We start from the raw sequence: 13,966 nt of genomic DNA on the forward strand, positions 1-13,966 counted from the left end.
GAGATCAGCGGGCGCCGAGCAGGTGCTCGGTCGCGAGCTGCTGCAGGCGCACGAAGCCGAAGCCCTTGCCGCCGAGGTACGCGTTGGCGTCGAAGTCCTCGTAGGCGGAGCGGTCGGCGAGCAGGTCGTCGTACGACTCGCCCTCGCCGAGCGTCGGCTGCGCGAGCTCGGGCACGCGTGCCGCCTCGAGCGCCTCCTGCACCTCGGGGTCGGCGCGGAAGGCCGCGGCGCGCTCCTTGAGCAGCAGGTAGGTGCGCATGTTCGCGGCGGCCGAGTCCCAGACGCCGGTCTCGTCCTCGGTGCGCGACGGCTTGTAGTCGAAGTGGCGGGGGCCGTCGTACGCCGGGCCGCCGTTCGGGGCGCCGTTCTCGAGCAGGTCGACGAGCGCGAACGCGTTGTGCAGGTCGCCGTGGCCGAACACGAGGTCCTGGTCGTACTTGATGCCGCGCTGGCCGTTGAGGTCGATGTGGAAGAGCTTGCCGTGGTACAGCGCCTGCGCGATGCCGGCGGCGAAGTTGAGGCCCGCCATCTGCTCGTGCCCGACCTCGGGGTTCAGGCCGACCAGCTCGGGGCGCTCGAGCGAGTCGATGAACGCGAGGGCGTGGCCCAGGGTCGGCAGCAGGATGTCGCCGCGCGGCTCGTTGGGCTTCGGCTCGATCGCGAACCGGATGTCGTAGCCCTTGTCGGTCACGTAGTCGCCGAGCAGGTTGACGGCCTCGCGGTAGCGCTCGAGCGCCGACCGGATGTCCTTCGCGGCGTCGTACTCGGCGCCCTCGCGGCCGCCCCACATGACGAACGTCTTCGCGCCGAGCTCGGCGGCGAGGTCGATGTTGCGCAGCACCTTGCGGAGCGCGAAGCGGCGCACCTGGCGGTCGTTGGAGGTGAACCCGCCGTCCTTGAAGACGGGCGCGCTGAAGAGGTTGGTCGTGACCATCGGCACGATGACGCCGGTGTCGGCGAGGACGCCCTTCAGCCGGTCGATCTGGGTCTGCCGCTCGCTGTCGGAGGAGCCGAACGCGAACAGGTCGTCGTCGTGGAACGTGAGGCCGTAGGCGCCGAGCTCGGCGAGCTTCTCGACAGCGTGCACCACGTCGAGCGCGTTGCGGGTCGGGCCGCCGAACGGATCGGTGCCGTTGTAGCCGATCGTCCAGAGGCCGAAGGAGAACTTGTCGTCGCGGGTGGGCGTGGGAGCCATGGGCGGGCCTTTCGGGCATCGTCGTTGATTTGTTGGCATACCAAACATAACCCGGCGCCGCCCTGCCGCGCAACTTGGCGGAAGCCATTTGTTCTCAATTTCGACAAACACTTGCGAAACGCTTCGACACCTGCGTAGAGTCCATCCCAATCCAATCGAAACGCTTCGAGACGATGGAGTCGACATGGCGAAGATCCACGAGGTGGCCAAGGCCGCCGGCGTGTCCATCAGCACCGTGTCGTACGCGCTGAGCGGCAAGCGCTCGATCTCCGCCGACACCCGGCGGCGCATCGAGGAGGCGGCGCTCGAGCTCGACTACCGGCCGAACGCCGGTGCCCGCATGCTCGCCGGCCGCCGCACGCAGATCTTCGCGCTCACCGAGCCGTTCCGGGCCGACACCCACGCGCCGGCCCACATGGCGTTCGTGCTCGCGACCTCCATCGCCGCGCGCAGGTACGAGTACGACATCCTGCTCCTCACCGAGGAGGAGGCGTCGGCCGGCATGCGCCGGGTCGCGTCCAGCGGCCTGGCCGACGGCGTGCTCGTGCTCGACGTGGCGCCCGACGACGAGCGCGTCGCCCTGGCGCGACGCATCTCGCTGCCGACGGTGTTCATCGGCGTGCCCGACGACCACGAGGGCCTCGTATGCGTCGACCTCGACTTCGAGGCGGCGTCGGCCCTGGCGATCGACCGGCTCGCCGACCTCGGCCACCGGTCGATCGGCTTCGTCGGGCACCCGCCCACCTCGTACGAGAAGTCCAACTTCCCGCCGCGCGTGCGGCGCGGGCTCGAGCAGCGGGCCGCCGAGCTCGGCATCGCGTGCACCGTGCGCCTGCCCGAGGCCGACGGCCCGCGCCGCACGCCAGTGCGGGCCGCGGTGCGGGACCTCGTCGAGGGCGGTGCGACCGCGCTCGTGCTGCACTGCGACGACACGAGCCACGCCGTCGCGCTCGACGAGCTCGCGGTGCTCGGCCGCCGCGTGCCCGAGGGGGTGTCGGTCGTCTCCGTCGGGGCGACCTTCGACACCTCCGCCTTCCATCCGCCGGTCGACTCCGTCCCGCTCGTGCCGAGCGCGTCGTGCGAGCTCGCGGTCGAGCTCGCCATGCGCCTGGTCGACGGCGACGAGGTGCCGCCCGGCGTCCGCCTGATCGCCCCCGAGTACCGCGAGCACGGCTCGACCGCGCCGCTGCCCCGCGCTTCGGCCTGACGGGGGCCGTCCGCCCCGAGCATCCGTTCGCCGTCTTTCGAAGCGCTTCGACAATCACGCCAGACCCGACACCCCCCTTCCATCCACACCATCGGAATCCGCCTGGGAGCGGACCACCGGCACCACCCACACCAGGAGGTAGCAATGAAGCACACCAGAACCCTCGCCGTCGCGGCCTCGGTCGCGGCCGCGGCCCTCGTCCTCACCGGCTGCTCCGGCGGCGACGCGGGCGGCGACGAGGACACCCTGCGTCTCTGGCACTACGAGGGCGCCGACTCCGCCATGGGCATCGCCTGGGATCGCGCCATCGAGATATTCGAGGAGGAGACGGGCGCCACGGTCGAGTTCGAGGAGAAGAGCTTCGAGCAGATCCGCTCGACGGCCAGCCAGGTCCTCAACTCCGATGAGGCGCCCGACATCCTCGAGTACAACAAGGGCAACGCGACCGCGGGCCTGCTCTCGAGCGAGGGCCTGCTGACGCCGCTCGACGACGTGGTGGAGGAGTACGGCTGGGCCGACCAGCTCGCGCCCGCCCTGCAGACCACGGCGAGGTACGACGAGAACGGCATCATGGGCTCGGGCAGCTGGTACGGCGTGCCCAACTACGGCGAGTTCGTGCAGGTGTACTACAACAAGGATGCGTTCGCCGCCGCCGGCGTCGAGGTGCCCACCACGCTCGCCGAGTTCGAGGCGGTGCTGAAGACGTTCGCCGACCAGGGGACCACGCCGCTCGCCGAGTCGGCCGCCGAGTACCCGCTCGGGCAGCTCTGGTACCAGCTCGCGCTGAGCGAGGCCGACCGCCAGTTCGTGAACGACTACCAGCTGTACGAGAACCCGGTCGACTGGTCGGGCGACGAGATCAGCTACGCGACCGAGACCGTCAAGGACTGGGTCGACGCGGGCTGCATCTCGACGGATGCCTCCGGCCTGAAGGCCGAAGACGCCGGCGTGAGCTTCATCAGCGGCGACGCCCCGATCTTCTACTCGGGAAGCTGGTGGTACGGCCGCTTCACGAGCGAGATCACCGACTTCGAGTGGGGCACGTTCCTCTTCCCCGAGGCCGAGCTCTCGCCGGGCTCGGCGGGCAACATGTGGGTCGTGCCCGAGCGGGCGCAGAACAAGGAGCTCGCGTACGAGTTCATCGACATCACGATGCGCCCCGAGATCCAGGCGCTGCTCGGCAACAACGGCGGCGTGCCCGTCGCGGCCGACGAGGCCGACATCACCGACGAGAAGTCGAAGGAGCTCATCGCGAACTTCAACGCGCTGAACGACAGGGACGGCATCTCGTTCTACCCCGACTGGCCCACGCCGACGTTCTACGACGAGCTGAACGCCGGGCTCCAGGAGCTCGTGAACGGCACGAAGACGCCGGCCGAGGTGCAGGAACAGCTCGGCGAGCAGTACCAGTCGGGCGTCGACGACATCGTCGGCTGAGACCCGGATGCCGCGGCGTGGTGCGTGCGCCGCGGCATCCGCCCCTCGGGGGCACACCCATTCGCGCATGCCGGACCACCGGAAGGAACCACCATGTCAGCCCTCGACACCAGGGCCGCGACGACGATCGAGGCGGCGGATGCCACGGGCGCCGGCCGCGCCTCCCGTCGCCGCCCGCGCGGGCCCGAGGAGGGGCTCATCCCGGGCGCCCGTCGCGGCACCTACTGGCTCTACCTCGTGCCCGGACTCGCGCTCCTCGCGGTCATCGTGGTGGTGCCGCTGCTCTGGAACGTCTACCTGACGTTCACCGAGTACCGCGGCATCCGCCCGCCGCAGTGGATCGGCCTCGAGAACTGGGTCGAACTGATGGGCGACGAGGTCTTCTGGACCAGCTTCGCCAACTCGATCGCGATGATCCTCGCGATGGTGATCGTGCCGACGCTGCTCGGCCTGCTGCTCGCCGCGATGCTCTTCGACCTCATCGGCCGCAAGTTCGGCGGCAAGCTCGCCAGCTTCCTGCGCGCGACCTACTACCTGCCGCAGATCCTCCCCGCGGTCATCGCCGCGATCGTGATCGGCTGGATCCTCCGCCCGCAGAACGGCGCGCTCAACCAGGTGCTCGAGGCGGTCGGCCTCGGCCACCTCGCGCACAACTGGCTGGGCAGCCCCGACACGGCGCTCGCGAGCCTCATGGTGATCATGGTGTGGGTGCAGCTCGGCTACCCGATCGTCATCTTCATGGCTGCGCTGCAGCGCGTCGATCCCGAGCTGTACGAGGCCGCCGAGCTCGACGGCGCGAACTGGTTCCAGCGGTTCCGGGCGATCACGCTCGGCATGATCCGCCCCGAGATCTTCGTCGTGACGCTGACCTGCACGATCGCGGCGCTCAAGGTGTTCGGCCCGGTCTACGCCCTCACGGGCGGCGGCCCGGGCACCGCGACGATCGTCCCCGCGTACTACGCGTACAGCGAATTCTTCCAGTCGCAGCAGGTCGGCTACGGCGCCACCATCGCGACCGCGCTCACGGTCGTCATCGCCGCGGTGAGCGTGCTGTTCATCCTCGCCCAGCACCGCATGGAGAAGAAGGAGGAGGCGCGATGACCGCCATCGTCGAGGAGCTCGATCCCGAGCGGCGCGACGTCGAGCTGCCGGTGGATACCGCGCCGACGCGTCGCCCGCGACGCGACCTCCGCGGCACCGGAACCGGGAGCTCGCGCCGGCCCGGCGCACCCGCGCGGCGCACGCCCGGCGACTGGGTCGTGCTCGTGGTCGCCATCCTGCTCGGCGTCTTCATCGCGGTGCCGTTCCTGCTGATCCTCATCAACTCGTTCAAGTCGCCGGCCGACTACAACACCTCGGGCCCGCTGACCCTGCCGACCGAGCTCTACTTCGACGGCATCGTGGCCTTCTGGGAGCGCGTCGACTTCCCCGAGAAGCTGTGGAACAGCGTGTTCATCTCGGGCCTGGTCGCGGTGTTCGCGGTGCTCATCTCCATGCTCAACGCGTTCGCGCTCGGCATCGGCCGCGTGAAGGGCCGGCTCTGGATCGTCGTCGTGATCCTGCTGGCGAACATGCTGCCGCAGGAGGTGCTGCTCTACCCGCTGTACTTCATGTTCAAGCAGGTCGGCCTGTACGACAGCCAATGGGCGGTCATCATCATCTTCACCGTCATCCAGTCGGCGTTCGGCACCTACCTGCTCGCGTCGGTCTACTCGACCTTCCCGAGGGAATTGCTCGAGGCCGCATCGCTCGACGGCGCCTCACGCTGGCAGATCCTGTGGCGCGTGGTCTTCCCGATCTCGCGGCCGACGTTGTCGGTGCTGCTCATCTTCTTCTTCATCTGGACGTGGAACGAGTTCCTCATCCCGCTGACGTTCCTCGTGTCGAACCCGACCCAGACGGTGCCCGTGGCCATCACGGTGCTGCAGGGCGACCGGCTGATGGATGTCACGACCACGAGCGCGTCGGCATTGCTGGGGCTCATCCCGACGCTCGTCTTCTTCCTCATCTTCCAGCGCACCCTCACCAGGGGCATCACGGCAGGAGCGGTCAAGTAATGAAGTTCACCGACGGGTTCTGGCACGCACGCCCGGGCGTCGAGGCGCTGTACGCGCAGGAGGCGCGCGACCTCGCCGTCGAGACCGGAGACGACGGCCGCGACGAGCTGGTGGCCTGGGCGCCGACGCGGGTCATCGCGACGCGCGGCGACACGCTCAACCGCCCGATGCTCACGGTCTCACTGGCGAGCCCCGCCGAGGGCGTGATCCGGGTGCGGGTCGAGCACCACTGCGGCACGCCGCGCGACGCGGGCTTCGAGCTCGCAGCGGATGACGCGTACCGCGCGCGGGTCTCGGTCGACGACGGGGGCGGCGTGGTCGACGCGGGCGCCCTGCGCGCGCGGGTCCGCCGCGGCGCGCCGTGGAGCCTGACGTTCGAGGACGCCTCCGGGTCGCCGCTCACGTCGAGCGGGCACAAGTCGGTCGGCTACATGAGCCTCGCGCCGGGCGCGCCGGTGGCGGCGGAGCCCGCGGGCGTGACCGGCATCACGACGACCGGGCTCGCCGAGGCATCCGCGTACCTGCACACCCAGCTCTCGCTGGGTGTTGGGGAGCTCGTCTACGGGCTCGGCGAGCGGTTCGGACCGCTGGTGAAGAACGGGCAGACCGTCGACATCTGGAACGCCGATGGCGGCACGTCGAGCGAGCAGGCGTACAAGAACGTGCCGTTCTACCTGACCAACCGCGGCTACGGCGTGCTCGTGAACCACGCCGGGCACGTGTCGTTCGAGGTCGGCTCGGAGGCGGTCGAGCAGGTGCAGTTCTCCGTCGCGGGGGAGTGCCTGGAGTACTTCGTGATCGCGGGTCCGACGCCCGCGGAGGTGCTCGACCGGTACACGCGCCTCACGGGGCGGCCGGCGCGCGTGCCCGACTGGTCGTACGGACTGTGGCTCTCGACGAGCTTCACGACCGACTACGACGAGGCGACGGTCAACGCCTTCATCGACGGCATGGCCGAGCGCGACATCCCGCTCGAGGTCTTCCACTTCGACTGCTTCTGGATGCGCGAGTTCCACTGGACCGATTTCCAGTGGGATCCCGCGGTGTTCCCCGACCCCGAGGGCATGCTCGCGCGGCTGCATTCCCGCGGGCTTCGCGTGAGCGCCTGGCTGAACCCGTACATCGCACAGCGCTCGAAGCTGTTCCGCGAGGGCGTCGAGCACGGCTACCTCGTGAAGCGGGCGGATGACTCGGTGTGGCAGTGGGATCTCTGGCAGGCCGGGATGGCGCTCGTCGACTTCACGAACCCCGGGGCGACGCGCTGGTTCCAGGAGCACCTGCGCGGGCTCGTCGCGCAGGGGGTCGACGCGATCAAGACCGACTTCGGCGAGCGGATCCCGATCGACGTCGTCTGGCACGATGGCAGCGACCCCGAGGCCATGCACCATCGGTACACGCAGCTCTACAACCGGGCCGTGTTCGAGGTGCTCGAGCGCACCCATGGGGCCGGCGAGGCGGTGCTGTTCGCGCGATCGGCGACGGCCTGCGGGCAGTCGATGCCCGTGCACTGGGGCGGCGACAACTCGTCGACGTTCACGTCGATGGCCGAGAGCCTGCGCGGCGGTCTCTCGCTCGCGCTCAGCGGCTTCGGGTACTGGAGCCACGACATCGGCGGCTTCGAGGGCGACCCCGACCCGGCGGTGTTCAAGCGCTGGCTCGCGTTCGGGCTGCTGTCGAGCCATTCGCGGCTCCACGGTTCGACGAGCTACCGCGTGCCGTGGGCGTTCGACGACGGCGACGAGGCCCCGGGCCAGTCGGCCGTCGAGGTGGCCCGCACGTTCGCGAAGCTGAAGGCGTCGTTGCGGCCGTACCTGGTCGCCGCCGGTGAGGAGGCGCACCGCACCGGCACGCCGGTCATGCGGCCCATGCAGTTGGCCTTCCCGGACGACGCCGCGGTCGCCTACCTCGACCGGCAGTACCTGCTCGGCCCCGACCTGCTCGTCGCACCGGTGTTCTCGGCGTCCGGCGAGGTCGAGTACTACCTGCCCGAGGGGCGCTGGACGAACTGGTTCACGCGCGAGACCGTCGAGGGCCGCGTCTGGCGCCGTGAGCGCCACGGGTTCGACACGGTGCCGCTCTGGATCCGAGGCGGCGCGGCGGTGCCGGTCGTCGACCCCGACGGGGTCGTGGGGGAGGTGCGCGGCTGAGCGTCCGGGGCCGGTCGTGCCACTGCATCCGCAATCGGAAGTTTCGCGACTAGAATTCGAAACATGTCAACGGATGCCGCGACCGACCGGGTCACGCTGGCCGAGATCGCCGACGAGGCGGGGGTCTCCCTCTCGACGATCTCGAAGGTGCTGAACGGCCGGACGGACGTGGCCGCGGCGACGCGTGCGCGCGTCGAGCAGGTCATGGCCGAACGCGGCTACCGCAGGCGGGGCGGCGGTCGGAGCGAGAACCGGGCCGAGCTCATCGAGCTCGTGTTCCACGAGCTCGACCCGATCTGGTCGATGGAGGTCATCGACGGCGTCGAGTCGGTCGCGAAGCAGCACGGCCTGTCGGTCGTGCTCACGGTGAGCGGCAGCCGGCACTCGCCCGACCCCGACTGGGTCGAGGGCGTGATGCGGCGGCGGCCGGTCGGCGTGGTGCTCGTCTTCAGCGATCTCGCGCCGGAGTACCGCGAGCAGCTGCACGCGCGCGCCATCCCGTTCGTGATCGTGGATCCGGCGGGGGATCCGTCGCCCGACGCGCCATCCGTCGGCTCGGCGAACTGGTCGGGCGGCCTCGCCGCCACCCGGCACCTCCTCGAGCTCGGACACCGCCGCGTGGCGGCGATCACCGGGCCGGCCGACATGATGTGCTCGCTCGCGCGCATCGACGGCTACCGGTCGGCGATGAACTCGGCGGGCGTGCCGATCGACGAGTCGTGGATCCGCTTCGGCGACTTCCACGTCTCCGGCGGGCGCGACCGCGCTCGCGAACTGCTCGACGTGCCCGAGGCCGAGCGACCGACCGCGATCTTCGCGGGCAGCGACATGCAGGCCCTCGGGGTGCTCGAGGCGGCGCGCGAGCGAGGCATCCGCGTGCCCGAGGACCTCTCGGTGGTCGGCTACGACGACATCCCGCTCGCGGCCTGGCTCACCCCGAAGCTCACGACCGTGCATCAGCCGCTGCGCCGCATGGGCGAGGAGGCGGCGCGTCTCGCCATCCGCCTGGCCGACGACCCGGTCGACCCGCATGCGCCGACGCCGCGGATGGACCTCGCGACGAGCCTGGTCGTGCGCGAGAGCACGGCGCCGCCGACGAACGCCGCCCTGGGCTGACGCCATGCGACCGCTTCGGTACTCCATCAATGTCACCCTCGACGGATGTTGCGATCATCGCGAGATCCCGGCCGACGAGGAGCTGCATCGGCACGCGGCCGAGGGACTCGCTCGAGCCGACGCCCTCATCTTCGGTCGCGTGACCTACGAGATGATGGAGTCCGCGTGGCGGCTGCCGGCCGCGCTCGAGGCGATGCCGGAGTGGACGCATCCGTTCGCCCGCACGATCGACGCGGCGAAGAAGTACGTCGTCTCGAGCACTCTCAAGCACGTCGACTGGAACGCGGAACTCGTGCGCGGTGACCTGGCCGAGGCGGTCGAGCAGCTCAAGCGTGCGCCCGGCACGGGGCTGTTCGTCGGCGGGGTGCGACTGCCGATGGCGTTGGCCCAGCTGGGGCTGATCGACGAGTACGAGTTCGTCGTGCACCCCAGGGTGGTCGGGCACGGTCCGGCGCTGTTCGCCGGGCTTCCGGAGCGGCTCGACCTGAGGCTCGTCGACCGGCTCGAGTACGGCTCGGGGGCGGTGGCGCTGCGCTACGAGCCGCGGGGGTGACCGTCACGGGCTCGGCCGCGGCATCGTGCCCCGGGTCCGGCATCCCTCCGGGGAGAGTCTGCGCTCAGGCCGACGGCACCCAGACGCGGTGAGGGCCGACCGGTGCGAACCCCGCAGCCAGGGCGAGCTCGAGGTCGATCCCGCGCTCGTATCCGACGACGGCGCGCCGAGGATGCAGCTCGCCGACCAGCCCGAGCAGCCCCGGCCAGTCCGCGTCGTCGCCTCCGTCGGCCCACACGTTGGACAGCCCGACGACGTCGTCGTCGATCACCGGAAGATGGGTCACGGCGCCGCCGGTCATCCGCGCTCCGTCGAAGCGCGCGAGCACGCGGAATCGCGGATGGGCGAGGACCGCGTCCGGCAGCACCCCGGCGTAGTCGTGCAGCACGCTCCAGCGCTCGAGCTCGCCCGGGTCGACCAGCACGCGCCATCCGCCGGACGGCTCCACCCGGATCGCCGGGAGACGGATCCACGTGGCCTCGAACAGCGGCACGAACCCGTGCGGCGTGAGCTCGAGGTCGGCGAACCCGTCGGCGATGCCGCCGACCGGCAGCCCGCGCTGCTCGCGCGCACGTGCGGCCGCCGCCGCGGCATGGGCGGAGACTCCCCCTCGCATCGTCAGCACCGTCGAATGCCACGGCGGCACGTCGTCGTCAGCGATCCAGAGGTCGTCGGTGACGGTGACCGCGACACCGTGCAGGTGCATCACGTCGTCGTACCACGCCCGGCTCGCGGCGACGGCCGCGTCGAGCAGGGGCTCGGACGGCGAGATCATCCGGCCGAGGCGAGCTCGTCGGACGGCGCCGGAGCGGACGCGGCCATCGTGGTCGGCGGTGGCGGCGGCGGTGGCGGTTCGTTCCACGGCGTGCACGCGGTCAGGGTCGAGCCTGCCGCGATCACTGCCAGACCCGCCGAGAACCGGGATGCCGCATTGCCCATGCCCGAATCATAGGGGGACGTCTTGCGTTATGGGCAGATATCTTCCTATAGTTCGGATATGCCGCGACGACGCCCCGGTGTGCTCCTCCCGCTGGAGGTGGCGATCCTCGATGCGGGGTCGACGCTGCAGGCCGCGGAGGGGTCGTTCTTCGGCTTCCGCCTGGCTCGCGCCCTCGCCGATCGGGACGGATCGACCCTGCTCGCGCACGGCACGCTGTACAAGGCGCTCAACCGGATGTCCGAGGCGGGGTTGCTCGAGTCGAAGTGGGAAGCGGCCGAGGCGGCCGAGGCCGCCGGACGCCCGCGCCGCCGGCTGTATCGGGTGACCGGGGCAGGTGAGGCCGCGCTCCGCGCGTCGGTCCAGCCGGCTGCGACGCCGAGACCGGCGACCAGGCCGGTGTTCGGGTGAGCCCGGAACGCAGCGACCACTTCCGACGGGCCGCGCAGGGTGCCCTGCGGTGGACGATGACGTACACCCGCGGGCTGGACGAGCGCGTCGCCGCGAGCCGGCAGGACGAGATCGCCTCCGACCTGCACGAGCATGCGGAGTGGGCCGAGGAGGCGGGAATCGGTCCTCGGCGCCTCGCCTGGTCGATCCGACTGCGAGCGCTGCGCGGTGCGCCCGCCGACCTGATCTGGCGATCCGCAGTGCTCCGTCACGCCGATCCCGGCGTCCGGCTGGCGCTGCGAGCCGAAACCGCACTGCTCGCGGTGGTCGTGACGATCGGTGCGTTCGACGTCGCGCTGGGTGGATTCGTGGCGTTCCGACTCGGGCGCGCGTGGATGATCGGTGACGTGAGCGACCTCCCGAGCCCGGCGCTCGGGGTGATCGTCCTCGGCCTCGTCGCCCTCGGGGCGCTGATCGCGATGGTCGACCATCGCCGGCGGCCGTGGGCGGCCCTCGCGCTGGCCGTGCCGACCGCACTCATCGTGGCCGCGACCGGACATGCGCTCTACGTCCTCAGCGCGAGCGCCGTCGTCCTGGTGAATCGGCTCCCATGGTGGGAACCGGCGACGTATGCCGTCGGCGCGGCACTCGCCCTCGCGTGCGTCGCTGCCGCGATCCACTGGCTCGGCCGGCCCGCCACTCGCCCGGCTGGGGATCCAGCCGTTCCCGATCATGAAGGAGAGCCTCGTGCCTGAGCTCGACGACCTGCTCGCTGCCGAGCGCACCCGTCGATCACCCGCCACCACCCGTGCCCGCACCGCACTCGTCGTCACGGCCGCCGCGATCGTCGTCGCGCTCGGCACGGGCGTGACGCTGGTCGCGACCGCAGCGGCGTCTCTCGCAGGGTTCGATGCCGAATCCTCCCTGGTCGCGTCCCCGAGCGCGGCCGAGCAGGCGACGTCGCCGACGGCCGAACCGTACGCGAGCGCCGTCGAGCCGTCCCCGACCGCTCCGAACGCCGCGCCTGCGGAGGCCCAGCCAGCGGAGGCGCAGCCGGTGGAGGCGCAGCCGGCGCACGACGAGTACGGCATCCCCTTCTTCGACGCGTCCACCGATATCGCGACCATTCCCAGGCCGGCTGACGACCACGATCCTGCGAGCACGGAGACCTGGCTCACCCAGCAGGGCATCATCGCCGACTGCATGCTCGAGAAGGGATTCGAGTACCGCTTCACGGTCTACTGGCTCATCCCTCCGGAGGCTCCACGGGAGGCGCGCATCGCTGCGTTCAGTGGCACCCCGGGCGGAACCGCGGAGTTCGCCGCACTCCACGGCGTCACCGAGTTCGGTCCTGACGACCCCGCCGTCGCCCCGGAGTACCACTGGGAGGACGCCGGCTGCGTCGGATACGCGGTCCACGTCACCGGAATGGACGACGCCCACTGACCGTCATTCGAGTCCGGCCAGCTCGGCCAGCCGGCGGAGTCCCTGCGTGCGGTGCGACTGCAGGCGGGCGAGCACGTCGTCGAGATCGGGGCTGTGCGCGTGTCCCGGCGGGATACGGGCCGGATTGAGGGCGACGCCGTCGGCCCAGGCGGCGATGTCGGGCTCGGATCCGAACGATGCCGCCGAGCGGGCGCCGAGCACCGTCATCCGAGCCCATCCCGCCATCGAGTCGGGGTAGGGGGAGGGCGGGCACAGCCGGTTCTTCTCCGCATCGTCGTCTCGCGTCGCCTCGACGTACCCGACGAGCGCCGCCCCGAAGCAGGGGAACCCGGACCGGATCGGTTGCAGCGTGATCGCCTCATGCCTCCACACCGGCACGAGCGGCGCCGTCCGCAGCCCTTCGCCGGCGCAGTGCACCACGAGCGCATCGTCGGCGACGACCATGGCGAAGCCGTCGTCGAACTCGAGGCGGCCGCGGCCGACGGCGGCGAGGTGGCCGTGGCGCACGACGCTCGCGACCGATCGCAGCAGGTCGAGCTCCCACGCGGCGAGGGTCGGCGTGCGGGCCATCGTCGGCGCGAACGACCGATCGATGCGCAGCATGACGCCCGCCTGCTCGAGTCGGAGGAACAGGTCGGCCGGGGAGGACGCCGCTTCCGCGGCCTGCATCGTGTCGGCGACCATCCCGAGGAAGATCACGGGATCGGGCTGGACGACCGCCCGGTTCAGCATCCACGGGTCCCGGGGACGTACCCAGCAGATGGCGTCGGGATCGACGCCTCGTGCCAGTAGCCACACGCACGCGTCGGTCGCGGTCTTGCCCGACCCGACGAGCACGTACTGGCTCGCGGACGTCTCGAGGTGGGCGAGCTCGTTGACGGGCACCACGCGGGCGTCGTCGGCGACGACGAAGGGCGGGGCCGACTCGACCGGGATCCGCGGCGAGAGGTAGCGGGCGTCGACCACACGGCACCGGTCGGGCACGGCGAAGCGCTCGCCGGACACGCGCGAGACGAAGCTGCGGCCGTCGCCCTGCACGTCGCATCCGGGGAAGAACTCGACGCGCCCCGACTCCAGCAGGCGATCGGCGAGGATGCGCTCGTAGTAGGCGCAGATCTCGGTGCGGCTGGCGCGCTCATGGAGGCCGGCCTCGGGTCCACGACGCTGCAGGCGACCGCCGCCGAGGAGCGTCGAGGCCACGCCGTAGAACGCCGAGGCCTGGTGCAGGCGCACGAACGGGTACGCCTCGAGCCAATGGCCGCCGACGCCGTGCCGACGGTCCACGAGCGCCACCGTGACGTCGTCGGCGTGGTCGATCAGGGCGTCGGTGAAGGCCATCCCGGTGGCGCCGGCGCCCACGACGAGATAGTCCGTCGGGACCACGTGGGCCACGGGACCACTGAACCACGATCGCAGGGGCAGGTCCACCCATCGAACGCGCAGCCATCCGAGCGGGAGCGCCGGCCGGCCGGCGCGTGGCC

Annotated in this window: 14 protein-coding genes; 10 read left to right on the forward strand and 4 right to left on the reverse strand. The window is 71.0% G+C overall.

The window, feature by feature from the left end; genetic code table 11:
• Window positions 1-4: 4 nt before the first annotated feature.
• Window positions 5-1,195, reverse strand: coding sequence for a xylose isomerase (xylA, locus tag ACZ4TW_RS09175; protein ID WP_465542247.1), 1,191 nt, complete (start codon window positions 1,193-1,195; stop codon window positions 5-7).
• A gap of 184 nt (window positions 1,196-1,379) precedes the next feature.
• Between xylA and ACZ4TW_RS09180 the strand changes: the two genes are divergently transcribed.
• The 7 genes from ACZ4TW_RS09180 to ACZ4TW_RS09210 all read left to right on the forward strand — a co-directional run bounded on the left by ACZ4TW_RS09180 (window position 1,380) and on the right by ACZ4TW_RS09210 (window position 9,712).
• Complete coding sequence (locus ACZ4TW_RS09180; protein ID WP_465542249.1) at window positions 1,380-2,402, forward strand: LacI family DNA-binding transcriptional regulator; 1,023 nt, start codon at window positions 1,380-1,382, stop codon at window positions 2,400-2,402.
• Between the two features lie 144 nt (window positions 2,403-2,546).
• Window positions 2,547-3,839, forward strand: a complete 1,293-nt coding sequence (locus ACZ4TW_RS09185) for an ABC transporter substrate-binding protein (protein WP_465542251.1) — start codon at window positions 2,547-2,549, stop codon at window positions 3,837-3,839.
• Between the two features lie 93 nt (window positions 3,840-3,932).
• On the forward strand, window positions 3,933-4,940 hold the full coding sequence (locus ACZ4TW_RS09190; protein WP_465542252.1) for a carbohydrate ABC transporter permease: 1,008 nt from the start codon (window positions 3,933-3,935) through the stop codon (window positions 4,938-4,940).
• Window positions 4,937-5,896, forward strand: coding sequence for a carbohydrate ABC transporter permease (locus ACZ4TW_RS09195; RefSeq protein WP_465542254.1), 960 nt, complete (start codon window positions 4,937-4,939; stop codon window positions 5,894-5,896). Before ACZ4TW_RS09190 ends, ACZ4TW_RS09195 begins: the two co-directional genes overlap by 4 nt.
• Window positions 5,896-8,043, forward strand: a complete 2,148-nt coding sequence (gene yicI, locus ACZ4TW_RS09200; protein WP_465542256.1) for an alpha-xylosidase — start codon at window positions 5,896-5,898, stop codon at window positions 8,041-8,043. Before ACZ4TW_RS09195 ends, yicI begins: the two co-directional genes overlap by 1 nt.
• 63 nt (window positions 8,044-8,106) lie before the next feature.
• Window positions 8,107-9,159, forward strand: coding sequence for a LacI family DNA-binding transcriptional regulator (locus ACZ4TW_RS09205; RefSeq protein ID WP_465542258.1), 1,053 nt, complete (start codon window positions 8,107-8,109; stop codon window positions 9,157-9,159).
• A gap of 4 nt (window positions 9,160-9,163) precedes the next feature.
• Window positions 9,164-9,712 (forward strand): dihydrofolate reductase family protein, encoded by a 549-nt coding sequence (locus ACZ4TW_RS09210; RefSeq protein ID WP_465542260.1) that lies wholly within the window; start codon window positions 9,164-9,166, stop codon window positions 9,710-9,712.
• A 64-nt stretch (window positions 9,713-9,776) separates the two neighbouring features.
• Here the strand turns inward: ACZ4TW_RS09210 and ACZ4TW_RS09215 are convergent, their stop codons facing one another.
• Both ACZ4TW_RS09215 and ACZ4TW_RS09220 read right to left on the reverse strand, forming a co-directional pair.
• The gene (locus ACZ4TW_RS09215; RefSeq protein ID WP_465542262.1) at window positions 9,777-10,487 is read right to left on the reverse strand and encodes a hypothetical protein; all 711 of its coding nucleotides are present in this window, start codon (window positions 10,485-10,487) and stop codon (window positions 9,777-9,779) included.
• Window positions 10,484-10,651 (reverse strand): hypothetical protein, encoded by a 168-nt coding sequence (locus ACZ4TW_RS09220; RefSeq protein ID WP_465542264.1) that lies wholly within the window; start codon window positions 10,649-10,651, stop codon window positions 10,484-10,486. Before ACZ4TW_RS09220 ends, ACZ4TW_RS09215 begins: the two co-directional genes overlap by 4 nt.
• A gap of 58 nt (window positions 10,652-10,709) precedes the next feature.
• Between ACZ4TW_RS09220 and ACZ4TW_RS09225 the strand changes: the two genes are divergently transcribed.
• From ACZ4TW_RS09225 to ACZ4TW_RS09235, 3 genes are read left to right on the forward strand one after another with little or no spacing between them, the layout of a single operon-like run.
• The gene (locus ACZ4TW_RS09225; protein WP_465542265.1) at window positions 10,710-11,060 is read left to right on the forward strand and encodes a PadR family transcriptional regulator; all 351 of its coding nucleotides are present in this window, start codon (window positions 10,710-10,712) and stop codon (window positions 11,058-11,060) included.
• Window positions 11,057-11,794: a hypothetical protein gene (locus ACZ4TW_RS09230; RefSeq protein ID WP_465542267.1), complete on the forward strand. Its 738-nt coding sequence runs from the start codon at window positions 11,057-11,059 to the stop codon at window positions 11,792-11,794. Before ACZ4TW_RS09225 ends, ACZ4TW_RS09230 begins: the two co-directional genes overlap by 4 nt.
• A complete protein-coding gene (locus tag ACZ4TW_RS09235; RefSeq protein ID WP_465542268.1) occupies window positions 11,787-12,485 on the forward strand; it encodes a hypothetical protein in 699 nt (232 codons plus the stop codon). Before ACZ4TW_RS09230 ends, ACZ4TW_RS09235 begins: the two co-directional genes overlap by 8 nt.
• A gap of 3 nt (window positions 12,486-12,488) precedes the next feature.
• Here ACZ4TW_RS09235 and ACZ4TW_RS09240 read toward each other — a convergent pair whose 3' ends face one another.
• On the reverse strand, window positions 12,489-13,877 hold the full coding sequence (locus ACZ4TW_RS09240) for an NAD(P)-binding protein (RefSeq protein ID WP_465542270.1): 1,389 nt from the start codon (window positions 13,875-13,877) through the stop codon (window positions 12,489-12,491).
• Window positions 13,878-13,966: the final 89 nt, after the last annotated feature.

It is taken from the genome of Agromyces sp. NPDC029043, from assembly GCF_055564615.1.